The sequence below is a fragment of the Flavobacterium sp. N1736 genome (assembly GCF_025947065.1).
Taxonomy (GTDB): domain Bacteria; phylum Bacteroidota; class Bacteroidia; order Flavobacteriales; family Flavobacteriaceae; genus Flavobacterium.
The window spans coordinates 2,837,481-2,861,902 of record NZ_CP109994.1 but is presented as its reverse complement, the minus strand read 5'-3'; the positions used below and the strand labels follow the sequence as shown (position 1 = coordinate 2,861,902).

At 32.3% G+C, this 24,422-nt stretch carries 25 protein-coding genes and 1 riboswitch; of the genes, 8 read left to right on the top strand and 17 right to left on the bottom strand.

Annotation, left to right across the window (positions count from 1 at the left end; translation table 11 throughout):
* Nucleotides 1-75: 75 nt before the first annotated feature.
* From OLM54_RS12070 to OLM54_RS12050, 5 genes are all read right to left on the bottom strand, one after another.
* Nucleotides 76-939, bottom strand: coding sequence for a PepSY-like domain-containing protein (locus tag OLM54_RS12070; RefSeq protein WP_264534875.1), 864 nt, complete (start codon nt 937-939; stop codon nt 76-78).
* Between the two features lie 181 nt (nt 940-1,120).
* Nucleotides 1,121-1,582, bottom strand: coding sequence for a PepSY-like domain-containing protein (locus tag OLM54_RS12065; RefSeq protein WP_264534874.1), 462 nt, complete (start codon nt 1,580-1,582; stop codon nt 1,121-1,123).
* A gap of 33 nt (nt 1,583-1,615) precedes the next feature.
* Nucleotides 1,616-2,053: a PepSY-like domain-containing protein gene (locus tag OLM54_RS12060; protein ID WP_264534873.1), complete on the bottom strand. Its 438-nt coding sequence runs from the start codon at nt 2,051-2,053 to the stop codon at nt 1,616-1,618.
* A 74-nt stretch (nt 2,054-2,127) separates the two neighbouring features.
* Nucleotides 2,128-3,399 (bottom strand): sensor histidine kinase, encoded by a 1,272-nt coding sequence (locus OLM54_RS12055; RefSeq protein WP_264534872.1) that lies wholly within the window; start codon nt 3,397-3,399, stop codon nt 2,128-2,130.
* Nucleotides 3,399-4,070, bottom strand: a complete 672-nt coding sequence (locus tag OLM54_RS12050; protein WP_264534871.1) for a response regulator transcription factor — start codon at nt 4,068-4,070, stop codon at nt 3,399-3,401. The genes OLM54_RS12055 and OLM54_RS12050 overlap by 1 nt, the downstream gene beginning before the upstream one ends.
* Nucleotides 4,071-4,393: 323 nt before the next feature.
* On the opposite strand from OLM54_RS12050, the gene OLM54_RS12045 reads away from it, so the two are divergent.
* On the top strand, nt 4,394-6,028 hold the full coding sequence (locus OLM54_RS12045; protein WP_264534870.1) for an ABC-F family ATP-binding cassette domain-containing protein: 1,635 nt from the start codon (nt 4,394-4,396) through the stop codon (nt 6,026-6,028).
* 70 nt (nt 6,029-6,098) lie between these two features.
* On the opposite strand, the gene OLM54_RS12040 is transcribed toward OLM54_RS12045, so the two are convergent.
* Nucleotides 6,099-6,401, bottom strand: a complete 303-nt coding sequence (locus OLM54_RS12040; protein ID WP_264534869.1) for a GNAT family N-acetyltransferase — start codon at nt 6,399-6,401, stop codon at nt 6,099-6,101.
* A 284-nt stretch (nt 6,402-6,685) separates the two neighbouring features.
* On the opposite strand from OLM54_RS12040, the gene OLM54_RS12035 reads away from it, so the two are divergent.
* A complete protein-coding gene (locus tag OLM54_RS12035; RefSeq protein ID WP_264534868.1) occupies nt 6,686-7,345 on the top strand; it encodes an alpha/beta fold hydrolase in 660 nt (219 codons plus the stop codon).
* Between the two features lie 283 nt (nt 7,346-7,628).
* On the opposite strand, the gene OLM54_RS12030 is transcribed toward OLM54_RS12035, so the two are convergent.
* Complete coding sequence (locus OLM54_RS12030; RefSeq protein WP_264534867.1) at nt 7,629-8,144, bottom strand: DUF2892 domain-containing protein; 516 nt, start codon at nt 8,142-8,144, stop codon at nt 7,629-7,631.
* Between the two features lie 166 nt (nt 8,145-8,310).
* Here OLM54_RS12030 and rpmH point away from each other — a divergent pair, with 166 nt between their 5' ends.
* The 4 genes from rpmH (at nt 8,311) to carB (ending at nt 12,095) form a co-directional block, all read left to right on the top strand.
* Nucleotides 8,311-8,472, top strand: a complete 162-nt coding sequence (gene rpmH, locus OLM54_RS12025; RefSeq protein WP_008464848.1) for a 50S ribosomal protein L34 — start codon at nt 8,311-8,313, stop codon at nt 8,470-8,472.
* 99 nt (nt 8,473-8,571) lie between these two features.
* A complete protein-coding gene (locus OLM54_RS12020; RefSeq protein WP_264534866.1) occupies nt 8,572-8,736 on the top strand; it encodes a hypothetical protein in 165 nt (54 codons plus the stop codon).
* Nucleotides 8,737-8,827: 91 nt separating this feature from the next.
* Complete coding sequence (locus tag OLM54_RS12015) at nt 8,828-9,217, top strand: DUF6169 family protein (RefSeq protein WP_264534865.1); 390 nt, start codon at nt 8,828-8,830, stop codon at nt 9,215-9,217.
* A gap of 22 nt (nt 9,218-9,239) precedes the next feature.
* A complete protein-coding gene (carB, locus tag OLM54_RS12010; RefSeq protein WP_264534864.1) occupies nt 9,240-12,095 on the top strand; it encodes a carbamoyl-phosphate synthase large subunit in 2,856 nt (951 codons plus the stop codon).
* Nucleotides 12,096-12,181: 86 nt separating this feature from the next.
* Here the strand turns inward: carB and yiaA are convergent, their stop codons facing one another.
* Complete coding sequence (gene yiaA, locus OLM54_RS12005) at nt 12,182-12,574, bottom strand: inner membrane protein YiaA (RefSeq protein WP_264534863.1); 393 nt, start codon at nt 12,572-12,574, stop codon at nt 12,182-12,184.
* Nucleotides 12,575-12,891: 317 nt separating this feature from the next.
* On the opposite strand from yiaA, the gene OLM54_RS12000 reads away from it, so the two are divergent.
* The gene (locus OLM54_RS12000) at nt 12,892-14,070 is read left to right on the top strand and encodes a M57 family metalloprotease (RefSeq protein ID WP_264534862.1); all 1,179 of its coding nucleotides are present in this window, start codon (nt 12,892-12,894) and stop codon (nt 14,068-14,070) included.
* Nucleotides 14,071-14,155: 85 nt separating this feature from the next.
* Here OLM54_RS12000 and OLM54_RS11995 read toward each other — a convergent pair whose 3' ends face one another.
* The 4 genes from OLM54_RS11995 to OLM54_RS11980 are packed head-to-tail and all read right to left on the bottom strand — an operon-like array spanning nt 14,156 to nt 16,203.
* A complete protein-coding gene (locus OLM54_RS11995; RefSeq protein WP_264534861.1) occupies nt 14,156-14,695 on the bottom strand; it encodes a DUF4252 domain-containing protein in 540 nt (179 codons plus the stop codon).
* 2 nt (nt 14,696-14,697) lie between these two features.
* On the bottom strand, nt 14,698-15,225 hold the full coding sequence (locus OLM54_RS11990) for a DUF4252 domain-containing protein (RefSeq protein ID WP_264534860.1): 528 nt from the start codon (nt 15,223-15,225) through the stop codon (nt 14,698-14,700).
* A gap of 14 nt (nt 15,226-15,239) precedes the next feature.
* A complete protein-coding gene (locus tag OLM54_RS11985; RefSeq protein ID WP_264534859.1) occupies nt 15,240-15,707 on the bottom strand; it encodes a hypothetical protein in 468 nt (155 codons plus the stop codon).
* Entirely contained in the window at nt 15,694-16,203 is a 510-nt protein-coding gene (locus OLM54_RS11980) for an RNA polymerase sigma factor (protein ID WP_264534858.1), read from the bottom strand. The genes OLM54_RS11985 and OLM54_RS11980 overlap by 14 nt, the downstream gene beginning before the upstream one ends.
* Before the next feature lie 249 nt (nt 16,204-16,452).
* On the opposite strand from OLM54_RS11980, the gene OLM54_RS11975 reads away from it, so the two are divergent.
* Nucleotides 16,453-17,934 (top strand): S41 family peptidase, encoded by a 1,482-nt coding sequence (locus tag OLM54_RS11975; RefSeq protein ID WP_264534857.1) that lies wholly within the window; start codon nt 16,453-16,455, stop codon nt 17,932-17,934.
* Nucleotides 17,935-18,058: 124 nt separating this feature from the next.
* Here OLM54_RS11975 and OLM54_RS11970 read toward each other — a convergent pair whose 3' ends face one another.
* The 5 genes from OLM54_RS11970 to cobT all read right to left on the bottom strand — a co-directional run bounded on the left by OLM54_RS11970 (nt 18,059) and on the right by cobT (nt 24,388).
* Entirely contained in the window at nt 18,059-19,129 is a 1,071-nt protein-coding gene (locus OLM54_RS11970) for a YncE family protein (protein WP_264534856.1), read from the bottom strand.
* A 5-nt stretch (nt 19,130-19,134) separates the two neighbouring features.
* Nucleotides 19,135-20,997, bottom strand: a complete 1,863-nt coding sequence (locus tag OLM54_RS11965) for a TonB-dependent receptor plug domain-containing protein (RefSeq protein WP_264534855.1) — start codon at nt 20,995-20,997, stop codon at nt 19,135-19,137.
* Nucleotides 20,998-21,023: 26 nt separating this feature from the next.
* A riboswitch (cobalamin riboswitch) is annotated at nt 21,024-21,224 on the bottom strand.
* Nucleotides 21,225-21,291: 67 nt separating this feature from the next.
* On the bottom strand, nt 21,292-21,828 hold the full coding sequence (cobC, locus tag OLM54_RS11960) for an alpha-ribazole phosphatase (protein WP_264534854.1): 537 nt from the start codon (nt 21,826-21,828) through the stop codon (nt 21,292-21,294).
* Nucleotides 21,813-22,604, bottom strand: coding sequence for an adenosylcobinamide-GDP ribazoletransferase (locus OLM54_RS11955; protein ID WP_264534853.1), 792 nt, complete (start codon nt 22,602-22,604; stop codon nt 21,813-21,815). The genes cobC and OLM54_RS11955 overlap by 16 nt, the downstream gene beginning before the upstream one ends.
* Before the next feature lie 104 nt (nt 22,605-22,708).
* Nucleotides 22,709-24,388, bottom strand: coding sequence for a nicotinate-nucleotide--dimethylbenzimidazole phosphoribosyltransferase (gene cobT, locus OLM54_RS11950; RefSeq protein ID WP_264534852.1), 1,680 nt, complete (start codon nt 24,386-24,388; stop codon nt 22,709-22,711).
* Between the last annotated feature and the right edge of the window lie 34 nt (nt 24,389-24,422).

The following is a 24,422-nucleotide window of genomic DNA, read 5'->3' as shown; positions in this document are numbered from 1 at the left end:
AATTAGTCAAATTAGATAATCATATAATTTAGTAAACCCGACAGATTTTTAAAATCTGTCGGGTTTTGTTTATTATTAATTATTGGTTCTAAGAAAATTTTCCTGAAGATCAAAAACTAGATCTACATCATTAGAAAGTTCTACATCAATATAAGTTTTCTCTTTATCGATTGCTGTTACAAACAAATTAGGATAATTCGCAGTTACGTATAAACTGATTTTTGCAGGTATTAAAGCAGTTGGAATCGCTAGTCTGTTTCCGTCAATTTCTGTCCAGTTTCCGTTAACATCAAAATCAATTTCGAAACCATTTGAAAGAGAAACATCATAAATCGAACCGTTTGTACCGGCAGTATTTTGTTTTTCTACTAATCGTATTATTGCATCAGGAAAATGTGTGCTAATAAATGTTTTAGCCGCTGCCGGTAATGTTGTTGGGTTAACTACAACTTCGTTATGATTATCTCCGTCATGGTCAATGCGTACAAAATCACCATCCATAGTAAAAACTAAATCAAGATCATTAGAAAGTTCTACGTCATATTTTGTTTTTTCATTTTCGATTTGAACAATAAATAGTTCCGGATAATTTGCTGCAACATAAGCGTTTATTTTTGCCGGAATTAAAGCAGTTGGAATTGCCTGATTTCCTCCGTCAATTTCTGTCCAGTTTCCGTTAGCATCAAAATCAATTTCAAAGCCATTTGCCAGCGAAATATCATATACAGATCCGTTTGCACTTGGAGTTTTTGATTTTAAAACTGATTTGTATACTGCACTTGGAAAATATGTTTCGGTAAATGTTTTTGCTGTAGTAGGAAGTTCCGTTGACTGAATTGTCGTTTTTTCGTTATTACCATTGTCATCATTACTATCGCAAGATGTTGTAGAAACTAAAAGAGATAAAGCGATGAAACCTGTTAAAAATGTTTTTTTCATGATTGTTTAATTTAAAATTTAATATTTTTTCTGATTATTTATAGTGCAATATTACAGCTGGAAACTGGAAAGAATTGGGAATAATCTTACTTATTTGAAAATAAATAAAAATAATTTTTCAGATAAGGATAAAAAAAACTCCGATATTTCTATCGGAGCCTTTTGCGAGATTATAATACCTTTAATTATCAATTCTGCTAAAATTTCCCTGCAGATCAAATATTAATTCCATATTGTTAGAAAGCTCCACTTCAATATAAGTTGGTTCTTTGTCAATTGAGGTAACAAATTGATTGGCATAATTTGTTGTTACATAAGCCTGGATTTTTTCAGGAACCAATTCAACAGGAATCGCCTGATGATTTCCGTCGATATCAACCCAATTTCCGTTTGCATCAAAATCAATTTCGAAATTATTGGTAAGTCTTACATCATAAAGAGAACCGTCGTTATCAAGCTTGTTTTTCTTTTGTATGAGCGCATAAGTTGCATTAGGGAAATAGGTCGTTACAAATGTGGTGGCAGCAACAGGTAAGTCGGCAGCAGAAATTACAGATTCGTGATCGTCATCTTTACTGTCGCAAGATGTTGTGGTAAATAAAAGTGATAAAGCGATAAAACCTGATAAAATTAATTTTTTCATGATATATATATTGTAATGTAAAATAAATGATTGTTAGTTGTCGATTCTTAAAAAGCTGCCTTTAGAATTAAATTCCAATTCTAAGCCGTTGCTTATATCTACTTCATAACCATTGTAGTCCTTACTGATTTTGGTTACTGTTGTATTCGCAAAATTTGCTTTTACATAAGAGGCAATTGTTTTAGGAACTATTGCGGCAGGAATCGAAGTGTGGTTTCCGTCTACTTCTTCCCAATTTCCTTTTGCGTCAAATTCTATTTCAATATTGTTTGCAAATTGAACTTTGTAATCTGTAGAGAAAGTTTCTTTATCCTTAATAATATAAGACGGTTCTTGTCCTGCAAAATGAGTCTTTAAAAAAGTCTGTGCACTTGCTGGTAAAGCCGCTTTTGTTATAGTTGTTTTTTGAGCATTTGCAGAAAATGCTAATCCTGCAAGTAGGAACGTTGTCAATTTTAATTTCGTTTTCATAATTGTATTGTTTAAATTCTGATACAAGAGTACTGCCTGAATTTGGAAACAATTAGGAAAATATAATAAAAAGGCTACTTTTTTGGAAAATTAATTTTGAAGGTATGATTTTCATTAAATAAATATTCAATCGTAATCGAATAATTAGTAATGATCGATTTTACAATAGATAAGCCCAAACCCGTAGATTCATTGGTTGTAGTATGTCGGTAAAATCGATTAAAGATCATTTCTGAATTTAACGGAAAGCTATTTCCACTGTTAGAAATTAAAATGTCATTTTTATTAATTATAAAATTAGCGAAACCGTTATGATGATTATGAATCAAGGCATTTTTCAATAAATTACTAATTAAGGCAATTGCCAATCCTTTATTCATAACAAAATATAAAGTATCATTTTCGGTCACATTAATTTTGACTTTTTTGAAATCGGCAAGATCAGCGTAATCTTCTGTTAATACTAATATAAGTTTATTAAAGTCGATATTTTCTTCTTCGGAATATTGTTGATTATCGATTTTTGATAGCAGTAATAATGATTTATTCAATCGCGTTAATCGATTTAAGGTATCAGTTATTTTTCCAATTTCCATCATTTGTTCCTCTGATAAAACTGTAGTTTCTGCAAATAATTCCAGTTTATTAATACTTATTGCCAGCGGCGTTTGTAATTCATGAGATGCATTTTCGATAAATTGTTTCTGACTTGAATAAATAGATTCATTGCGATTTAGCATTGTTTCTACTTCATTTGCCAAAACCTTAAATTCAGCAATAGGAGAATTAATGGGTTTTAATTTACCGCCGGTTCCCAGTTTTATTTCTTTAAGATTTTCTAAAATAGTGTAAAACGATTTCCATATTTTTTTTAAAAGCAAATGATTTACAGCCAAAATACTAATAACCAGCATAACATACAAACCAATTAAAGCCAGAAATAAATCGGCCAGTAATTCATCTTCTTCCACTATCGAAGCTTTTATAACCAGTTCATAAGAGTTTCCTTTATCATCATTAAAAACTGTTTTTAAGGTACGGATAGGTTCATTTTCATTATCATATTCCATGAATTCAGATGAAGTAAAAAGTTGATCCTTATGCGAATAATTGCCTTTTGGAAGCGGTTTTATCGTAAACTTATTAATTCCGAATTCAGGAGAATTCAATATTTCCTTATTAGAAAAAACATGTCTGATTATAATGATTTTTGAGTTTTTTAAATCATCATCAATATTATCATGTACTTCTTCTAAAATATGGATATAGAAAATTCCAGCCCAAATTGGAATTACCAATAAAAGCGTAATAGCGAGATAACGAAGTGTATAATTTTGTAATTTCATTAATTCATTTTATATCCAATACCATAAATTGCCTGAATATCAATTTCGGCATTAGTGTCTTTTAGTTTTTTGCGTAAATTTTTAATCTGAGAATACACGAAATCCAGATTGTCTGCCTGATCCGTGTGATCGCCCCAAACATATTCAGCAATAGCAGTTTTATTAATTAATCGGTTTGGATTAATGATGAAATAATAGAGCAAATCAAATTCTTTTCGGTTTAAAATTAATTCCTGATTATCTATAGAGACAGTTCGCTGTTCAGGAGAAAGTATTATATTTTTCCAAACAATTAAATTATCTCCGTTATGATTATTTCTTCGAATTGCCGATTTGATTCGGGCATGTAATTCGGATAAATGAAAAGGTTTACTCAAATAATCATCAGCACCTAAATCCAAACCTTCGACTTTATCGTCGACAGCATCTTTTGCAGAAATAATAATAACCGCACCTTGCTTTTTTTGTTTTTTTATTTCGCGAAGTAAGTCCAAACCGTTTCCATTTGGGAGCATAATATCAATTAAAATGCAATCATAATCGTAAGAACCCAGTTTGTCAAATCCTGAAATATAGTCATAAGCGGTTTCAACAATATATTTCTCTTTTTCAAGAGATTGTTGTACTACCTCGCGCAAACCGGTTTCATCTTCTATTATTAAAATTTTCATGTTTGACTGTTTTCTGTATTCCAAATGTAAGAATATGATTTCAAAGTAAGTCCGGATTTCTGGAAACATTTGGGAATTTGAATAATGTGTCAATGTGTCAATGAGATAATTAGATAATTTTTTGTAACCCGATAGGTTTTTAAAACCTGTCGGGTTTGACATCGTTATAGAATTTGAATATTATCTCATTGGCACATTTTCTAATTAAGAAATTATCTAATTATCTCATTGGCACATTATCTAATTAAAATCTATCTTTGCACCACGAAAAAAACAGGTGGTCAAATAAACGATTAACCGATTAAACAAATTCACAGAAAGTAATGATTACAGTTAACGATATTTCGGTTCAGTTTGGTGGAACTACATTATTTAGCGATGTTTCTTTTGCTATAAATGAAAATGATAAAATTGCCCTTATGGGTAAAAATGGTGCGGGAAAATCGACACTTTTAAAAATAATTGCAGGTCAGAGCAAACCTTCAACCGGAAGTATTTCGACACCAAAAGATGCTGTTGTGGCTTATTTACCACAGCATTTATTGACCAAAGACGGTTCGACTGTAATGGAAGAAGCATCGAAAGCGTTTGGTGAAATCTTTAAAATGAAGTCCGAAATTGATGAAATCAACGAGCAATTAACGGTTCGAACTGATTATGAAAGTGACGAATACATGAAATTAATCGAAAGAGTTTCAGACCTGAGCGAGAAATATTATGCGATTGAAGAAGTAAATTACGAAGCTGAAGTAGAGAAAATTTTAATTGGTTTAGGTTTTGAACGCGAAGATTTTACACGTCAGACTTCTGAATTTTCAGGAGGATGGAGAATGCGTATTGAATTGGCGAAAATTCTTTTGCAAAAACCGGATCTGATTTTACTGGATGAGCCTACGAACCACATGGATATTGAAAGTATTCAGTGGCTGGAAGAATTTTTAATAAATTCAGCAAAAGCAGTTGTAGTAATTTCGCACGATAGAGCGTTTGTAGATAATATTACAAACCGTACGATTGAAGTTACAATGGGAAGAATTTACGATTATAAAGCAAAATATACTCATTATTTAGAATTAAGAAAAGACCGTCGTATTCATCAGCAAAAAGCATACGACGAGCAGCAAAAGATGATTGCTGATAACAGAGCTTTTATCGATCGTTTTAAAGGAACATTCTCTAAAACAGATGCCGTTCAGTCGCGTGTTAAAATGCTTGAAAAATTAGTTATCGTACAAGTTGATGAAGTAGATAATTCTGCATTAAAATTAAAATTCCCGCCTGCAGCACGTTCAGGACAATATCCTGTTGTGGTAAAAGAGTTATCTAAAAAATACGGAGATCACGTAGTTTTTAAAGATGCTAATATTGTTATCGAAAGAGGAGAAAAAGTTGCTTTTGTTGGTAAAAATGGTGAAGGAAAATCGACAATGATCAAAGCGATCATGAAAGAAATTGGTATCGATGAAGGAAGTGTAGAAATTGGACATAATTCTCAAATTGGATATTTTGCTCAAAACCAAGCTTCTTTATTAGATGAAAATGCTACAATTTTTGAGACAATTGACGCTATTGCTGTTGGAGATATCCGTACGCAAATCAAAAATATATTAGGCGCATTTATGTTTCAGGGAGATGATATTACCAAGAAAGTAAAAGTGCTTTCGGGAGGAGAAAAAACGCGTTTGGCAATGATTAAATTATTATTGGAACCTGTTAATTTATTAATTCTGGATGAGCCTTCGAATCACTTAGACATGAAAACGAAGGACATTATTAAAGATGCATTACGTGATTTTGACGGAACATTAATTCTGGTTTCTCACGATCGTGATTTCCTTGACGGATTAGCAACGAAGGTTTTTGAATTTGGAAACAAACGAGTTAAAGAACATTTTGAAGATGTTGCCGGTTTCCTTGCTCATAAAAAAATGGATTCAATGAGAGAGATCGAAAAGTAACTTTTTACGTTATATAGTAAAAAAGCACAAGTTAATTCTTGTGCTTTTTTTATGTGGAAAAATATAAAATTTAAATTCTAATTCCCGGAGGAAGTAATTCTTTGTATTTTGGATTTTTTTTGATGAATTGTACAATTTTTGGGTGAATAGGCATCAATTTGAATTTCTTTTCTACTACAATTTCCATGATGCTTTTAAGTACAGTATCAATTAATGCTTGGTTTTCAAATCCTTCGGGAGTATTGATTTTAGTTAAAAAAATTTTCTTTTCCTGAAACGAATATTCAACAGAAAGTAATCCTTCGGGGATTATGGCCTCAAATTGTCTTGCAAAGGTGTTGTCCTTGATTTCCATAATGTCAATAGTTTCCATAATTAGTTGTTTTTGTTAGGTTAAAAAAAATAATAGAAATGGAGGGGCAAATGACTCATATAAAAACTCCTTGAAAAGATATTTAACACGAGTTATTTAGAATACAAAGGTAATCATTTGATTCTCAATAATAAATTATTTTTTCGAAGATGCGGTTTTCTCAGGCTTTACTTACTTTTTGTAATTTAAATAAGTTTAATATGGAATTATGGCGTAAGATTTGTTGTGCATATTACTAAAAAAAGTAATTTTAGAATAAAATTAAAAGCTACAATTCTGATATAATGAGTAAAATTCCTGTCTATTTTATGCCCGGTTTGGCTGCAAGTTCAACTATTTTTGAAAGAATCAAATTAGACGAATCTGTTTTTGAAATCTGTTTACTGGAATGGGAAATTCCAAATCCAAAAGAATCGTTATCAGATTATGCACTTCGAATTGCACAAAACATCAAACATGAAAATCCGGTTTTAGTTGGAGTTTCTTTTGGCGGAATCCTGGTGCAGGAAATCGCCAAACATATTGAAACCCGAAAAATTATTATTATTTCGAGCGTTAGAAGCAGTTTAGAATTTCCACGAAGAATGAAAATAGGTAAAACTACAAAAGCCTACAAACTCATTCCGATGAAATTGATTCTGAATATCGAGAATCTGGCAAAGTATTCTTTTGGAGAAAAAGTCAATAAACGAATCAAGTTATATGAAAAGTTTCTTGCCATGCGTGATATTCGCTATTTACAATGGGCGGTAGAAAATGTGATTTTATGGGATAGAAACGAAATTGATCAAAATGTAATTCATATTCACGGAGATAAGGATGAAATTTTTCCTATAAAATATATTAAAAGCTGCATTATCGTAAAAGGAGGAACTCATATTATGATTCTTAATAAGTATAAATGGCTTAATGAGAATTTGCCTTCTATAATTTTAGAAAATTAAAGTCTTTGCAAGGAATGAAGCAATCTCGCTAGAACGAAGCCAACTGAAACAGTTTTACGCAATCTTGTCATCCTGAGGAACGAAGGATCTCCGTTTGTAACTCGCCAATTATACAATAACTTTGTGTTAGTTTCTTGTGGAGATCCTTCGTTCCTCAGGATGACATTTGATTGTGGGTACTTTGCGATTAAGTATTTCCTCGCAAAGAAAAAAAAATCCCAAACACCATTAATTGGAATTTGGGATTTTATCCCGAAGCTTCGGGATTATAATTTAAAGAAGTCTAGATCTTCTTCATTTGTTCTTTCATCATTGAGATTTGCTCTTTCAACATGCCTTGTTTGTCAAGTTTTTTAGCTTCGTTCAATAAATTGGTTGCTTCAAGTTTTCTGCGGCGTGACATGGCAACTCCTGCAAGGTTTAATTTAGCAACGGCTAAATCCATATCCATTGATAGTCCAAGCTCGATAGCTTTTTTGAAATGTTTCTCAGCCTGATTGATATTGGTTTGAGACAACATGATTCCGTGAAGATAATTAAAGTAACCTTGTTGTTTTCTAACTAAAGCCGCTTCCGGGTTTTTAATGTATGCCAGCCATTTTTTAGCGCCTTCGAAGTCTTGTTTTCTTAATTTAAGGAAAGCTAAAAGGATAAATTCGTTTTTAAAGTAAAGAAAAACAGGAATTGCAGTAAGTAAAATAAGGAAAATTCCATTTCCTATATTACTCTCTGTAAATTGCCAAACGCCAGCAACTACAAGAAGTCCGGCTAAAATAAGTTTAATATTTTTGTGAAACATAATAGATGTATATTTGTGATTGCAAATATAGTAAAATGAATTAAAAATATTTTTATTAAAGTACTTGTGGGAAAAAAAAGTCTTTGTATATTTGCACTCGGTTTTGGAATAACGATATTCAAAAACAGAAAAGAGATATTAGATACCATTTTAAAGATACAAAGCAATGAGCAAAAGAACATTTCAACCATCGAAAAGAAAAAGAAGAAATAAGCACGGATTTATGGACAGAATGGCTTCTGCGAATGGAAGAAAAGTTCTAGCGCGTAGAAGAGCAAAAGGAAGACATAAATTAACTGTTTCTAGCGAGCCTAGACACAAAAAATAATGTTTGAATAAAACGAAATATTAGCCGTTACTTTTTTTAGTAACGGCTTTTTTTAAACTAATTTTTTAAAATCGTAACTTTGTTTAAAATATAAATATTATGGAAATTTTAAAACCACAAAACAGAAGTACTGATGAAATTATTAGATATTTATTAGAAACAAAAAAGCAAATAACAGAAGAAAGTAAATCTTTTGTAAAAACAGAAGAATTTCAGGTTATTAGAAAAAAGCTTAAAGAATTAAATAAAAAAAATGAGCTATAAGTTTTATTTTGAAGGAGGTCAAAACAATAGTTATTTCTTTGAAACAACCGAAGGAATAATTTATGAAATCATTTTCAAATTTACACCTTATTTGTTTGAATTAAAGAATGTAGATATAATTGAAAATACTTTTGAATTTTCAATTTTGCTAAATTACAATCCTAATTCAAAAACACCTTCAAATGATAAAAAAATAGGAGCCACTGTTGTGGCTATTTTTATGGACTTTTATTTAAAAAAAAACAAAGCGGTCTCGGTTTATATTTGCAATTCAGCTGATGGAAAAGAATTAATTAGAAAAAGAAAATTTGACCAATGGTTTCTTAAATATAATGATGATACATTTGTGAAAGTCGATGAAATGTTAATAGATAAGAAAAACAATAAATTTCCTATTTCTTTAATAATTGCAAAAACTAATCCTTATAGATCAGAAATTTTCGAAGCATTTGTTCAAATGTCAATGAATAATAAAAAATAAAACAACACAAACTATATTTACAATGCCTAAAGACACATCAATAAAATCAGTTTTAATAATAGGTTCAGGACCTATTGTTATTGGTCAAGCTTGCGAATTTGATTATGCAGGATCTCAATCTGCACGTTCTATTCGTGAAGAAGGAATTGAAGTTATCTTGATAAACTCAAATCCAGCGACAATTATGACCGACCCAACCATGGCGGATCATGTTTATCTAAAACCACTAACTACAAAATCGATTATTGAAATTCTAAAGGAACATCCACAAATTGATGCTGTTTTGCCAACAATGGGTGGACAAACGGCCTTAAATTTATGTTTGGAAGCTGAGGAAAAAGGAATCTGGCAGGATTTTGGAGTGAAATTAATTGGAGTTGATGTAAACGCTATTAATATTACCGAAGACAGAGAGCAGTTTAAACAGCTTTTAGAAAGAATTAATGTACCAACTGCACCGGCAAAAACAGCTACTTCATATTTAGAAGGAAAAGAAATTGCACAGGAATTTGGTTTCCCGCTTGTAATTCGTCCATCTTTTACACTTGGAGGAACAGGAGCTGCAATTGTTTATAAAAAAGAAGATTTTGATGAGCTTTTAACTCGCGGACTAGAAGCTTCGCCAATACACGAAGTTTTGATTGACAAAGCTTTAATGGGTTGGAAAGAATACGAACTAGAACTTTTAAGAGATAAAAATGATAATGTTGTAATCATTTGTTCGATCGAAAATATGGACCCGATGGGAATTCATACGGGAGATTCGATTACGGTTGCGCCAGCGATGACATTATCAGATACAACATTTCAGAAATTACGTGATTATGCAATCTTAATGATGCGTAGTATTGGGAATTTTGCAGGAGGCTGTAACGTACAATTTGCAGTTTCGCCAGACGACAAAGAAGATATCGTAGCAATCGAGATAAATCCTCGTGTGTCTCGTTCATCTGCTTTAGCATCAAAAGCAACTGGATATCCAATTGCTAAAATTGCTTCTAAACTGGCTTTAGGATATAATTTGGATGAATTGCAAAATCAAATTACAAAATCGACTTCGGCTCTTTTTGAACCAACTTTGGATTATGTAATCGTAAAAATACCACGTTGGAACTTTGATAAATTCGAAGGTGCTGACAGAACTTTAGGTCTTCAGATGAAATCTGTTGGTGAAGTAATGGGAATTGGACGCTCGTTTCAGGAAGCATTACACAAAGCAACTCAATCTTTAGAAATCAAAAGAAATGGTTTAGGTGCTGACGGGAAAGGATATAAGAACTACGAACAAATTATCGAGAAACTAACTTTTGCAAGTTGGGATCGTGTTTTTGTAATTTATGATGCCATCGCAATGGGAATTCCGTTGAGCCGTATTCACGAAATCACAAAAATTGATATGTGGTTCTTAAAACAATACGAAGAGCTTTATACTTTAGAGAAAGAAATTTCGAACTATAAAATTTCTAATCTTCCAAAAGAGTTATTGCTTGAAGCGAAACAAAAAGGTTTTGCCGACAGACAAATCGCGCACATGATGAATTGTCTTGAAAGTGAAGTGCATACTTTACGTATGGATCAAAATATTAACCGTGTGTTTAAACTGGTTGATACTTGTGCCGCTGAATTTAAAGCGCAAACTCCTTATTATTACTCTACTTTTGAGGCTGAAATCGAAAAAGCAAACGGAGAGCGTTATGTAGATAACGAAAGCATTGTAACAGATAAAAAGAAAATCATCGTTTTGGGTTCAGGACCAAACAGAATTGGTCAGGGAATTGAGTTTGATTATTCTTGTGTTCACGGAGTTTTGGCAGCAAAAGAATGTGGTTACGAAACCATCATGATTAACTGTAATCCTGAAACGGTTTCAACAGATTTTGATACTGCTGATAAATTGTACTTTGAACCGGTTTTCTGGGAACATATTTACGATATCATTCAGCATGAAAAACCAGAAGGTGTAATTGTTCAGTTAGGTGGACAAACGGCTTTGAAACTGGCTGAAAAATTGTCTAAATATGGCGTAAAAATCATCGGAACCAGTTTTGATGCACTTGACCTGGCGGAAGACAGAGGTCGTTTCTCAGATTTATTAAGAGAATTACATATTCCTTTCCCACAATTCGGAATTGCTGAAACAGCAGATGAAGCTTCTGCACTTGCAGATACTTTAGACTTCCCGTTATTGATTCGTCCTTCTTATGTATTAGGTGGTCAGGGAATGAAAATCGTAATCAACAAAAAAGAACTGGAAGAACACGTTATCAACTTACTGAAAACGATTCCGGGAAATAAATTGCTTTTAGATCACTACTTAGCCGGAGCAATCGAAGCTGAGGCGGATGCAATTTGTGATGCTGATGGTAATGTTTACATCATCGGGATTATGGAGCACATCGAGCCTTGCGGAGTTCACTCGGGAGATAGTAATGCGACTTTGCCTCCTTTTAACTTAGGAGAATTCGTAATGCAGCAAATAAAAGATCATACTCATAAAATCGCCAGAGCTTTAAAAACTGTTGGTTTAATCAATATTCAGTTTGCGATAAAAGACGATACGGTTTATATTATCGAGGCAAATCCAAGAGCTTCAAGAACAGTTCCGTTTATTGCAAAAGCTTACGGAGAACCTTATGTAAACTACGCTACAAAAGTAATGTTAGGTCATAATAAAGTAACGGACTTCAAATTTAATCCGCAATTGAAAGGTTATGCGATTAAACAGCCGGTTTTCTCTTTCAGTAAATTCCACAATGTAAACAAAGCATTAGGACCTGAAATGAAATCGACAGGAGAAAGCATCTTGTTTATTGATGACTTAAAAGACGATCAATTCTACGAATTGTATTCAAGAAGAAAAATGTATTTGAGCAAATAATCTCAGATTCTGATATAAAAAAAGCTCCATGAAAATGGAGCTTTTTTGTTTTTAATAATTTGGAAGTTATTTTTGTTTGTAATCTATTATTCAGAAAAAGACATATTGTCTCTTGTGTTTTTTTGTACTGAAATAGCACCAAACAAGGCTAATAAAAATGCAAATGCATAAAAACCTTTTTCACTTGGTAAAATTGTCGCATTCCAAAGTCCAACGGTTAATAATACAATTGATAACAGCGTTCCGAACCAGCAAATACCGTAATACATATCTGTTACCGGAAGTTTTTCAAGTCTGTCTCTTACGCTTTTTTGTAATGAAACTACAGCAAACAGACCAAACATTAAAACAGTGAAATAATATCCTTTTTCGTTTAGTAACATTTCAGCTCTGGCAAGTCCTACAATGTAGCCAATCATTCCGGCTCCAAGAGCAACCCAAGAAGCAGCGATAAAGGCATTAGATGTTTTTTGTACCATATTATTTATTTTTGGTTAGATAACAAATATAGTTAAATTCATTTCAGTTTAAAATAAATAGCATCAAATATTATGCAGTATAATCTCTCAAATATTATAAGAAAAAAGCTCCAATAATGGAGCTTTTTTTATTTTCAAAATAAGTAAAAGATGTATTATTTAATCAATTTATATGTATTTGTTGTTTATCAAAATCTCTGTTTGATTGTGTTTTATTTGCATTATTCTTTTAAAAAAGTAAGAAATAACCTGAAAAAAAATTAGGTTTAATGAAAAATTACATTATGTTTGTAGGATTAATCATAAAAAAAATAACCATGAAAAACGTAAAAAAAATAACCGTGATGATAGCAATTTGCTTATCACAATTTTTTATCCAATGTAGCAGTGATGATAACAAAGGGATTGAAGAAAAACCAATTGCAGAACAATATACAGATGAAATTATTCTATTAAGAAATTTTCTTGCAGAAAGTTTACATGGGGATATAGAAAAAATTATTTACGATTCAAAAGAAAATGCTTTTATAATCGATAAAGATGTAGTAATGCCTTTGCAACAAGCTAGAGATCGTTATAATGAATCTGGTTTTAAAAATACAAATAAAATTACCCAACAGTTTAATGGTAATATTATGAAACCCGAAATGGCAGCGTCAATACAAGTATATATTTCTTCAGAAGTTACATCAGAATGGCGAATTGCAATAAACAAGGCAATAAACACTTGGAATATTACAAATTCAGGCATAAATATAACTATTGTAAATGCTTCTACATCTTCAACTGTAAACATAATTATGGTTTCTCTAGCTGATAGAAGCGTGATTGCTGACGCTTATTATCCTTCCGGTGGTAAACCAGGAACGAGGGTAAGGATAAATACTAATTTTGCAAATAAATTAAATGATACCAAGAGAATTAGTACAATAACTCATGAACTTGGTCACACTTTTGGGCTATCTCATACGGATGGATCTTTTGGATCCCTAATACCGTGCACACCAATTTCAGATAAGTCTTCCATAATGCATTCAACGGTAAATGATTATGTTGATTTTAGTTATTTTGATGATGTTGCAATTAGCACACTATATCCTGTTGCTGTAGGTACAAAAAAAATGTATAGATATAAAAAAGGTGAGTATTTTTTCTACTCAACAGATGCTTGTGAAATAACTCCTGGCAAAGATGGTTATGTTTTTGATGGTGATGTTGGTTATTTATATACGACGAAAGTTCCTGGAACAGTGCCACTATATCGATCAATTAGTTCTAAGGGAGGGCATTCAATAAGTAAATCTAAAACTTCAGATGAAATTATTTTAGGATATTATTACACTTCGCAATTACCTGGAACAACAGCACTTTATTTTTTTATGGCTCCAACATTTAATATATACAAAATAGAATATAATCATGGTGGTGGAAAAATTATTACCGGATTTGTTCTTCATAAATTTTTACGTAATAATAAAGATGATATAATATTTTAAAAAATATAAAAAATTTAAGTTTGTTAAATGACAAAGGATGAGAGCTAACTCATCCTTTGTTTATAAAGTTTTCAAACCAGACCTATTATGGTTTAATCAATTGCTGCAAAGGCTTCAATTGTTCCATATTAATGTTTGATTGTTTTAAAACCGACATTAACGTCATGATGTTGTTTGGATTCATGTTTTTTCCTAAAACACGAACAACTGCAAAGCCGTTTTCTTTTCTGTTGGCAAAAACAACAAACTCTTCAATGTTATCATCGGTACCAACATAACTTACAGATGCGCCGTCTTTACCTGAGCCAAAACTCATTAATTGCTGGTATTTTGGATCTTTCAGAATAGCCTTAACTTTTGCTCTTTCTGTTTCAAATTGTGTCTGGTTTGTAGCATTTGCTTTAAATGCCAGAATATTCATTTTGTCAAAAGAGTTTAAAGCTTCTGTTTGTTCTGCAGATAATTTTGCTTTCTCTAAATTTAAAATACTAGGCGAAACATCAAGAGCAATAAAATCTTTATTATCTGTATTTTCTACAAAATATTTTTGCAATGAAGGTTCAGAATTACAACTTATTAAAGTTAGCAATACTAAAAGGGCTGAGGTAAAAACATTGATTCTCATGATTATTTTTTGCTTTTAGAAGCTTTTTTTAAGTCAGAACCTCCTGGAAGCTGCATCTTATCTGTAAGAACTGAAATTTCGTTGATGTCAAAATTACCGGTTAAAGATAATAAAACAGTTTCGTCGCCTTTAGCACCGTCAACATACATCAGTAATTCTCTAACCTGAGAGTCTGTCGCTCCTGATTTTACTGATATTCTAACATTTCTTCCGCCGTCATTTATTCTCATTAATTCTTCTAATCCGGCAGTTTTTACATATTTTTCTGCAGAAGCTTTCATGTCGGCTTCAATTTTAGGATTTTTAGTTGTAAACACTTTTAAATAGTCTAATTTTTTAATCAGATTAATGTATTGTGCTGTTTCCTTATCAGAAGCATCGACTTTAACCTTGCTCATTAAATCAAACATTTTTTTGTTTACAATTACAGAGGTTACATCGTCCTGACCATCATACTTGTCAAATGCACTTTGTGCATAAAAAGTAGTGGTAACGAATGCGAAAACTAGTGTTATGATTAAATTTTTCATTTTGATTGATGTTTTTATTGTTTAAAAATTTTATTTTTTGATTGTTTATATTCCTTAATGTATTGTACACTTCCAATACCTACATTAACGTTGTTTGATAATAAGGCCAAAGCTTTTTGCGTTGCTGCGAGAGCTTCTTCCGGATCATTATAGGTTCCTAATTCTGATTGCGCTACAACCGGAGCTGTATTTTTTTCGCTTACATAAAAATAGGTTCCAATCGATAGTAAAACAACAACAGAAGCTGCAATTGATAACCACGCCACATTTCGTTTCTTGTCCCGAGACTTCGGGAGTGGTATTTCATGTGTTGATTTTTGTTGTTTTACCTGAGAGAAATAACCAAACATTGGTTTGTACTGCTCTAAATGCTGCGCAACATTTGGTGAAGAAAAATAGTCTTTTAATTGATTTTCTTCGGCAATAGTAGTTTCTCCCTGAAAGTATTTTTCTAATATATCTTCTATTTTATTTAATTCCATAACGGTGTGTATTAAGCATTGATTCTCTAATTTTTTTTCTCGCTCTCGAAAGTGCTACTCGTATAGCCGTTTCATTCATATCGACAATTTTCGCAATTTCATCAAATTCATATTGTTCAACATCGCGTAACTGAATTAATATTTGCTGCTGTTCCGGCAGCTGGCTCATTATTTTTTCTACCCATTCTAAACTATCAATATCTTCCAGTTTTTTGTCTAATTGCGGCTCACGATCTGTAAAATTGTTATGCACGATTTTAAGATTTCCGGCTCTTTTAGATTTTAACTGATCCAGACAATAATTTTTGGTCATTGTCATCGCTACAGCTTCAATATTATTATAAGCATCTAAGTTGTCTTTTTTGCTCCATAATTTAACCATTACTTCCTGAGTGGCATCTTCAGCTTCTTCGGTACTGGTAAGTAATCGTTTTGCCAGACGAAAAACTTTGTCTTTAAAAGGATTAATTAATTCTATAAATACAACTTGGTTCATCTTTTGGTTCATTTTGGTTTTTGGCTGGTTAATGACAACTCCCTGTTTTGATCATATTAATGATGAATTAAGGATCGTTTTCATTTTATAAACAAACTATTATTAGAGCGTTTATATAGTCAAGACGAGGCACTATTATTTTTGTTACAGCAGTAATGAAATTTTTTTACTGAAAAAAAGCAACAAATTTATAAATGTTAAAACTAAAGATAGTATTTTTACGTTAATACAATATCGAAACGTATTTTTATGAAAACAATATTAAGAAGTGTCCTGCTAATATTTTTATTAGCCTTTGCTTTGCAATCCTGCGAAGATGAGGATGATGTTGCCGCGCCAGCTGACTTGCAGGTAAATGATTTTGTCTGGAAAGGGCTGAATGCATTTTACTTATGGCAAGCTGATGTACCTAATTTGGCAGATGATCGTTTTAGCAATCAAGATGCTCTCAACTCTTTTTTACGAGGATATTCTAAACCGGAAGATTTATTTGAAGATTTATTAAATAAACCGGTGAGCAAATATCCAATTAATGCAATTGACCGTTTTAGCTGGATTGTTGATGACTATACGGTTTTAGAACAGGAACTAAACGGAATTAGTAAAAACAATGGTGTAGATTTTAGGCTTAGCAGAATTTCTGAAGGATCTAATGACGTAGTGGGTTATGTGCGTTATATTATTGCTAATTCTGATGCATCAACTAAAAATATTAAAAGAGGTGATTTCTTTACGCAGGTAAACGGAACAAAACTTACAATTTCAAATTACGAAACATTATTACTGGATAGCGAAAACTATACTTTAAATTTTGCTGATTATACCCAATCAGGTTTTGTCTTAAACGGCAAATCTGTTAATTTAACAAAAACAACACTAGAAGAAAACCCTATTTTAATTAATAAGGTAATAAATTCAGGGGGGCATAAAATAGGGTATTTAATGTATAATGGCTTTTATTCGGGTTATGATGACAGATTAAATGATGCTTTTGGAGAATTAAAAGCACAAGGCGCTACAGATTTAGTTTTAGATTTAAGATATAATGGGGGAGGTTCTGTTACTAGCGCAACACGCTTAGCTAGTTTGATTACAGGTCAGTTTGAGGGTAAAGTTTTCTCGAAAATGCAATATAACCTGAAACTAATGGCAGGAATGAATGCAAAGGACTTAGATGACTTAAATATAAAATTTGTAAAAGAGCTAGGAGAAGGAGGACCTGCCTTAAATAGTTTAAACCTTTCGAAAGTATATATTTTAACAACAGATAATACGGCATCGGCAAGTGAGTTGGTTATAAATGGATTAAAACCTTATATCACGGTTGTGCAGATTGGTGAAGTTACAGTAGGTAAAAATGTTGGTTCGTTTACAGTTTATGACTCACCAAGTTATTTGAGTAAAACGAATATTAATCCAAATCATAAATACGCGATGCAGCCTTTGGTTTTAAAAATTTCAAATGTAGATGGTTTTGGTGATTATACCAGCGGTTTAACGCCAACGTATGTGCAGACAGAGTATGTAACAAGTTATGGTGTTTTAGGAGATGTAAACGAGCCATACTTAGCCACTGCAATATCTAAAATTACCGGTGCAACAGCAAAAAGAATTCAGGATGATGAAAAATTGGTTCTGCCTTATTTTAGTGATTCTAAAAAAATAAACGGAATAAGAAACGAAATGTATTTAGAGAGTGCTCCAAAAGATTTTTTAAGGGCATTAAAATAGAATAACAAATAAAAAGGCTTTCAGTGATGAAAGCCTTTTTTTTCCAAAAAAAATAAAAAAATAAATAAAGTATAATTCGATTTTACTGCAAGAATATTTTGAAATACTCTTTTAGCTGTTTTTATTAATTATTAAAGTAAAAACCGTTTGGTATTATTCCCACACTAAATTCCTTAGTAAATGTTCCTGTTAAAGAATAGATATAAATATTTCCGGGATCTTGATAGTTTCCTGCATCAGCCAAATAAATTTTGTCATTTTTTACTGCAAAACCATATAGGGTGGTCACTTTTTCAGCTTTAAATGTTTGAATTGTAGGCAATGTTGCAGCAGTTGTAGCTGTAGTATAAACATTGCTGTCAATTGTATAATAAATTTTATTGTTATTAATATCCATAAAACCAGGATGAGTTAAATCTGGAAAAGTAAGTGTCGATGTAATGGTATTATTACTCAGATTTACTTTTACAATTTTACCCGCAGTTTCAGGTGCTGCATAAAATGGTCTTCCATCACACAACACATACAAAGTTCCGTTGTCTTTAACTAATGAACTAGGAACGTCTCCAACAACAATGTTTGTTACAACTGTATTGGTAGCAGAATTAATTACAGTTAATGAATTTCCCTGATTATAACCGCCTTTGTGAGCTACATAAAGTTTTCCGTCATTCTCGATTATTTTTTCAGGACCTTCAACTACAGGAATTTTTGTAGCACTTACAACGTTTGTAGCAAGATCAAGAACCGCTACATAATCATCTGTGTCAAGCAATGGATCTCCCCAGTTTGTAATGTATCCTTTTCCGTTTGCAAAAGCAATAAATCTTGGGTTGTTTAAATTTGCAGTAATCGTAGCAACACTTTTAAAAGTATATCTGTTTACTACTTCAATTTTATTAGAATTATTTACAACTAAATAAGCTAAATCTCCATTAAAACCCAAAGATTCTGGTACATCACCTGTCACTTTTCCTGAATTTACTAATGAAAAAACATTGTTTTCGATTTGTAAATCATCAGATAAATACGAAACGATTCCATTAGCTTTTTTAATATTTCCTTCATTTACAATAAATAACCCGCCTTCGTAATCGCCTCTGGCTTCTTGTGTATTGTCATCATCGTTGCTACATGACACGAAAAATGCCGAGCTTATTATGGTTACTAAAAATAGTTTGTTCAATCTTTTCATGGTATTTAAAAATTAAGGTTTATGTATATCGTGTAATTTCTTCCCGGCATTTGTCTGTTTATGATTGGTTGGTAGTTTTCATTCCAAACATTAAGGACTTTAAAGCCAAGTTTGTATGTATTCTTTTTTCCAAAGTCATAATCAACGCCAATATTGCCAATGTTATAATCTTTTACTCTTGTAGCAGGATTATTAAACGGAGTGCTGTAAACTTCTCCATTGTATAAATATTGAAAATAAGAAGACAGTTTTTTCCAGTTGTATGAAACTGATCCTGTCAATTTATGGTAAGGAACGTAGATTAATTGTTTGTAAACAGATTCTCCTTTTATTAATTGTTTGCTTTCAGAAACGGTATAAGCATAGGTTCCGTTAATCGTAAAATTGTTGTTTCCTATTTTTGGTTTCCATTCTGCTAAAACTTCTGCGCCATAAGCTCTTACTTTGTCTGTGTTTTCAGGAGACCACGCATCACCGCTTCCTTGCCTCGGAACCCAGCGTAATAAGTCTTTGATAGCATTATAATAGGCAGTTACAGAAACAGAAAAATTCTTTATAAAAAACTCATTGCCAATTTCAGCCTGATATGAAGTTTCGGGTTTTAGATCAGGATTGCCGCTTCCTTCCCAAAACAAATCATTATAAGTGGGCATTCTGAAATTTTTTGAAGCATTAAATTTCACACGATAGAAATCAGTAAACTGATACCGTGTTCCAAATGAAAACAGAAACGGATTACCATAATTATCTGTTACTTCCTGGCGAATACTGGCATTATAATCCCATTTCTCCGTTACTAAATGACTTAGTAACAAACTAGCCGAACCAACTTCTCGCTTTACATTATCGATACTTGAACCATAACCTTTATTACGACTATAGTCGACAATAGCATTTAGTTTAATTTTATCATTTACATCAAAAGCCAAATCATATTTTATAATCGATGTTTCGACTTTTCCATAAGTGAATAATTCTGAAGTAATACTTGGAAAATATTTATATGATTCACCAATATGTGCTAATTTCAATTTTGAAGTAAAACGATTAAAAAGACTTTCCCATTCTAATAAATTTCGGGTGTTAAAATCGTTATATTTTGTTTTGCTCTCTGTAGGTGTAGCCAAAGAAAAATGACGTTCAGAATCGTAAAACTGGCTGTATGCTTTTATAGTATTTTTAGCGTCTATTTTATAGCCAAAAGTCGTATTCATACTGGTGTTATAATAATCACCATTTATGTTTCTTTCATTTGAATTACCGGGATATTTAAAATCATTATCCGAGCTGTTTCTTGAAATATTTACTTGTAAACTATATTTGTTAGACGAAACAATAGCGCGGTAATTGGCACTCAAAGTATTGTAGCTTCCCAAACTAAAAAATACCTGATTAGAGAATTCATCTTTAAATCTCAAATCATTATTCAGGTGAATACTTCCTCCAATGGCACTGCTTCCGTATAAAACGCTTCCTCCACCGGCTTTTACAGTAATTGAATTAAAATCTCTGGTTCCGATAGTATTAAAATCGGCCTCACCTAAAAATTGTGAATTGATATTTATTCCGTTCCAGATAACAGCGGTTTGCGCACCCGTTGTTCCTCTAAAAGAAGGTGATGAAGTCATTCCTAAACCATTTTCTTTAAAATAAATAACAGTATTGTAATTTAAAAGTGACGTTAAAGAAGATGAGTTTTTATTGATAACAGAATCATTTAAAACCTGAACTGATTGTGAATTGGAGTATTTTTTAAGATTAACATCAGAAACTATAACTTCTCTAAGTTTATTAACAGAGTCATTTTGCGCCGAAATAAATTGGCACAGCAATAGTAAACAAAATGTAAAACGTTTTTTTAAAGTCATAATTTCTACACTCTTTTTCCCGAGAGTTCGATATTTGTTACAAAGGCAGGTCTCCTGGCTCGCGTCTTGTTGTTTACCTTCCCACTCGCGGGGCGAGCAGTGGTTTGTAGTTAACAACAAGCATTCTTTTCAGAATAAAGCTTACAGTTGCGGGTACAGCTCAAGAATTTACTTGATTCCCTTTTAATGTGTTTCAATAAAACACAACCTTAATTTCCTGCAAAGATAAAGTTAAAATCGTCGAATGTTCAAATTTGTTTCACTTTTTGTATCAAATTTTCAACAAAAGGATGTTTAAAGTACTATTTTTATTACTTGTCCAAAATCAACTTTATTTTGAAATGCGTCTTTTAAAGGCAATGAGTTATAATGACATAAAATACTTCTAACTACTCCGGCGTGAGAAACTATAATAACAGGCTTGTCTTTATTTTTTACTATTTGATCAGATAAAAAGTCTCCAACTCTTTTATGCAGTTCAGTAAAAGATTCACCGTTTGAAGCCGGAATATTTACAAAATCTTCCATCCACGGATTTAGTTGTTCAGGCGGAATAGTATTCCAGTTTTTCATTTCCCAATCACCAAAGTTCATTTCCTTCAGCCGATCATCTTCATTATAAGAAATGGTTTTTATTTTATTCTGAATGTATTTTGCTAAAACCGTACAGCGTTTTAACGGACTTGAGAAAATAATTGCTTCGACAGGTAATTGCGAAATAATGTTTTCGAAAACCAAATCAAATGGTTCAGCAATCAAAACATCCGATTGTCCGTAACAGACTCCTTTTTCGCAAATTGTTTCGGTATGGCGAATTAGATAAACTTCCATAAAAAAAGAATACTTAAATAATACATAACCTCACAAATTTGTTGCGTAGCGCCAAGACAATCTCCGGTATAACCATCAATCCATTTTTGAAAATAGCGAGCCAGAAAATAACGCGTTATAAAAACAGGAATTATAGCAAATAGAATTTTATAGTTAAAATAGGAGAGTGCCAATAAAGGAATTAATCCAAAGAAAAAAGCGCCAAAAACTTCTTTCCAACTGTGTTTATTCGCAATTGGTTTACTTTTGCTTGAAGCATCTTCCCTTGAATATTCATGTGTAAATATGATCGAAATTGCAGCCAGCCGACTCAAAGCATGAGCAGAAACGAATAAAATAAATATCAGAAAAAGAGAATTGTTATCGGTAAAAAGTAAAATAACTTCTGAAAGTAATTTGAATTTTAATAAAAACAATAAAACCAAACCAATTGCTCCGTAAGCACCAATGGCGCTATCTTTCATAATTGTCAGAATTTTTTCTTTAGTCCAGCCTCCGCCAAAACCATCGCAGACATCAGCAAATCCATCTTCATGAAAAGCTCCGGTTGTTAATACAGACGTTATAATTGCTAAAATAACAGCAGTTTCTGTTGATAGAAAAAAAGAAAAAAGATAGAAAGCAAAAAACGAAATACTGCCAACAATCCATCCAATAAAAGGAAAATATCTCGTGGCTTTATTTAAATAATCAGGATTATGATCGATGTTTTTCGGGCAGGGAATTCTGGTATAGAACATTAAACAGGTAAAGAAAATATGTAGTTCTTTTTTCATTAAGATTGTGTTTTTAATTTAGTTTGTCATTGCGAGGAACGAAGCAATCTCACTAATAACGGATTCAGCGAATGTGATTGCGTCGTTCCTCGCAATGACAAAAGTTACTTCCTACTAACACCGGCACTTTCAAAACTCGCCATTTCATTTAAAAAGGCTTCTGCCGATTTTAAAATGGGAAAAGCAATAGCGCAACCCGTTCCTTCGCCCAAACGAAGATCAAGATTTAAAATGGGTTTTACATTTAAATAATCAAGCAATTTTTGATGTGCTTTTTCGGCAGAACAATGACAAAAAACAGCATTTTTTATAATGTCGGGATTTATTTTGAATGCAATTAAAAAAGCTACACTACAAATAAAACCATCTACCAGAATAATCATTTTGTTTTCAAAAGCAGTCAGCATTCCGCTGGCAATCTGCATGATTTCAAAACCGCCAAAATAGGCAAGCTGCTGCATTAATTCGGTCTGACCAGAATAATTTTCGATTGCTTTTTTAAGAATATCCTGTTTTTGAATCAGTTTTTCATTTTCAACACCAGTTCCTTTTCCAACACACTCTTCAAGAGAAAAACCAGTTAAGAGACTCATTAAAACAGAAGCAGTTGAGGTATTTCCAATTCCCATTTCACCAAAACCGATGCAATTCGAACCTGTTTTTGCAATATCTTCAACAATAGATTTTCCTTTTTCAAAACACAATTGTAATTCTTCTTCGCTCATTGCCGGAATATGTAGAAAGGACTGCGTTCCTTTGGCGATTTTAGCGTTAATTAAATTTGCATTCGTCGGAAAATCATAATTGACGCCTGCATCTACAATAGATAATTGAATGTTGTTTTGCTTACAAAAAATGTTAATTGCTGCGCCGCCATCGAGAAAATTACCAACCATTTGCCTCGTTACATCTTGTGGATAAGCACTTACGCCATGATTTGCGATTCCGTGATCTGCGGCAAAAACAACAATATTTGGGTTTATAATTTTTGGTTCCAGAGTTTCAAAAACAGTTCCTAGCTGAAAAGCCAAAGCTTCTAAAGTGCCTAAAGCACCAATTGGTTTGGTTTTAGAATCTATTTTTTCCTGCAAAAGGGTATTGAAATTATCTGAGTTTTCGACCCCTGTTTTATCCTTAAATTGAAGATCAGAAACATAATTTTCAGAAACATTTTTGATTTCGGTACAATCCGGAGCTTCTGATTTTTGTTTCCAGTGCAATTGCTGAAGCATGGGCTGATTATCGTAATTTGTAGCTGGTTTTCCTATGCAGAAATAACCCAAAGGCTCAATATTTTCAGGTAAATTGAGTATCTTTTTAAACTGATAATAATTCAAAATCGAAACCCATCCCATACCATATCCTTGTTCTGTAAGCGAAAGCCAAATATTTTGAGCTGCGCAAACCGAACTAAATTTTACAGCCTCATTACTGCCAACAGTTCCAATCGTAAATTGATTTAAAACAGATCTGTCATAAGCAATAATAAGGCCGATTGGTGCTTCTTCAATTGCCTCCAGTTTCAGTGATTTATAATGCTGTTTTTGTTCGGGATTATCTGTTAATTCTTCTGCTTTTTTATTATAGTCCAAAAACAAATCTTTAATCGCACATTTTACTTCGGCCGATTTAATAATATAATATCGTGTAGCGTCCGTAAGTCCAACCGAAGGCGCCCAATGTCCCGCCTGTAAAGCTTTTTCTATAACTTCATCAGGAACTTCATCGGTTGTAAAATGTCGGGTATCGCGACGCGATTTTAGTATATCATCTAAATAGCTCATAATTTTTCAATATCAATTGCAAAGTTCAATATCA

What these genes read in the sequence shown, in the direction of transcription:
- OLM54_RS11975 (WP_264534857.1), top strand. Translation starts at nt 16,453, where the DNA reads ATGAAAACAATATTAAGAAGTGTCCTGCTAATATTTTTATTAGCCTTT.
- OLM54_RS12035 (WP_264534868.1), top strand. Translation starts at nt 6,686, where the DNA reads ATGAGTAAAATTCCTGTCTATTTTATGCCCGGTTTGGCTGCAAGTTCA.
- OLM54_RS11990 (WP_264534860.1), bottom strand. Translation starts at nt 15,225, where the DNA reads ATGAAAAATTTAATCATAACACTAGTTTTCGCATTCGTTACCACTACT.
- OLM54_RS12060 (WP_264534873.1), bottom strand. Translation starts at nt 2,053, where the DNA reads ATGAAAACGAAATTAAAATTGACAACGTTCCTACTTGCAGGATTAGCA.
- OLM54_RS12045 (WP_264534870.1), top strand. Translation starts at nt 4,394, where the DNA reads ATGATTACAGTTAACGATATTTCGGTTCAGTTTGGTGGAACTACATTA.
- yiaA (WP_264534863.1), bottom strand. Translation starts at nt 12,574, where the DNA reads ATGGTACAAAAAACATCTAATGCCTTTATCGCTGCTTCTTGGGTTGCT.
- OLM54_RS11965 (WP_264534855.1), bottom strand. Translation starts at nt 20,997, where the DNA reads ATGACTTTAAAAAAACGTTTTACATTTTGTTTACTATTGCTGTGCCAA.
- OLM54_RS12030 (WP_264534867.1), bottom strand. Translation starts at nt 8,144, where the DNA reads ATGTTTCACAAAAATATTAAACTTATTTTAGCCGGACTTCTTGTAGTT.
- OLM54_RS12020 (WP_264534866.1), top strand. Translation starts at nt 8,572, where the DNA reads ATGGAAATTTTAAAACCACAAAACAGAAGTACTGATGAAATTATTAGA.
- OLM54_RS12000 (WP_264534862.1), top strand. Translation starts at nt 12,892, where the DNA reads ATGAAAAACGTAAAAAAAATAACCGTGATGATAGCAATTTGCTTATCA.
- carB (WP_264534864.1), top strand. Translation starts at nt 9,240, where the DNA reads ATGCCTAAAGACACATCAATAAAATCAGTTTTAATAATAGGTTCAGGA.
- OLM54_RS11970 (WP_264534856.1), bottom strand. Translation starts at nt 19,129, where the DNA reads ATGAAAAGATTGAACAAACTATTTTTAGTAACCATAATAAGCTCGGCA.
- cobT (WP_264534852.1), bottom strand. Translation starts at nt 24,388, where the DNA reads ATGAGCTATTTAGATGATATACTAAAATCGCGTCGCGATACCCGACAT.
- OLM54_RS12055 (WP_264534872.1), bottom strand. Translation starts at nt 3,399, where the DNA reads ATGAAATTACAAAATTATACACTTCGTTATCTCGCTATTACGCTTTTA.
- OLM54_RS12050 (WP_264534871.1), bottom strand. Translation starts at nt 4,070, where the DNA reads ATGAAAATTTTAATAATAGAAGATGAAACCGGTTTGCGCGAGGTAGTA.
- OLM54_RS11955 (WP_264534853.1), bottom strand. Translation starts at nt 22,604, where the DNA reads ATGAAAAAAGAACTACATATTTTCTTTACCTGTTTAATGTTCTATACC.
- OLM54_RS11985 (WP_264534859.1), bottom strand. Translation starts at nt 15,707, where the DNA reads ATGGAATTAAATAAAATAGAAGATATATTAGAAAAATACTTTCAGGGA.
- OLM54_RS12070 (WP_264534875.1), bottom strand. Translation starts at nt 939, where the DNA reads ATGAAAAAAACATTTTTAACAGGTTTCATCGCTTTATCTCTTTTAGTT.
- OLM54_RS11980 (WP_264534858.1), bottom strand. Translation starts at nt 16,203, where the DNA reads ATGAACCAAGTTGTATTTATAGAATTAATTAATCCTTTTAAAGACAAA.
- OLM54_RS12040 (WP_264534869.1), bottom strand. Translation starts at nt 6,401, where the DNA reads ATGGAAACTATTGACATTATGGAAATCAAGGACAACACCTTTGCAAGA.
- rpmH (WP_008464848.1), top strand. Translation starts at nt 8,311, where the DNA reads ATGAGCAAAAGAACATTTCAACCATCGAAAAGAAAAAGAAGAAATAAG.
- OLM54_RS11995 (WP_264534861.1), bottom strand. Translation starts at nt 14,695, where the DNA reads ATGAGAATCAATGTTTTTACCTCAGCCCTTTTAGTATTGCTAACTTTA.
- OLM54_RS12065 (WP_264534874.1), bottom strand. Translation starts at nt 1,582, where the DNA reads ATGAAAAAATTAATTTTATCAGGTTTTATCGCTTTATCACTTTTATTT.
- cobC (WP_264534854.1), bottom strand. Translation starts at nt 21,828, where the DNA reads ATGGAAGTTTATCTAATTCGCCATACCGAAACAATTTGCGAAAAAGGA.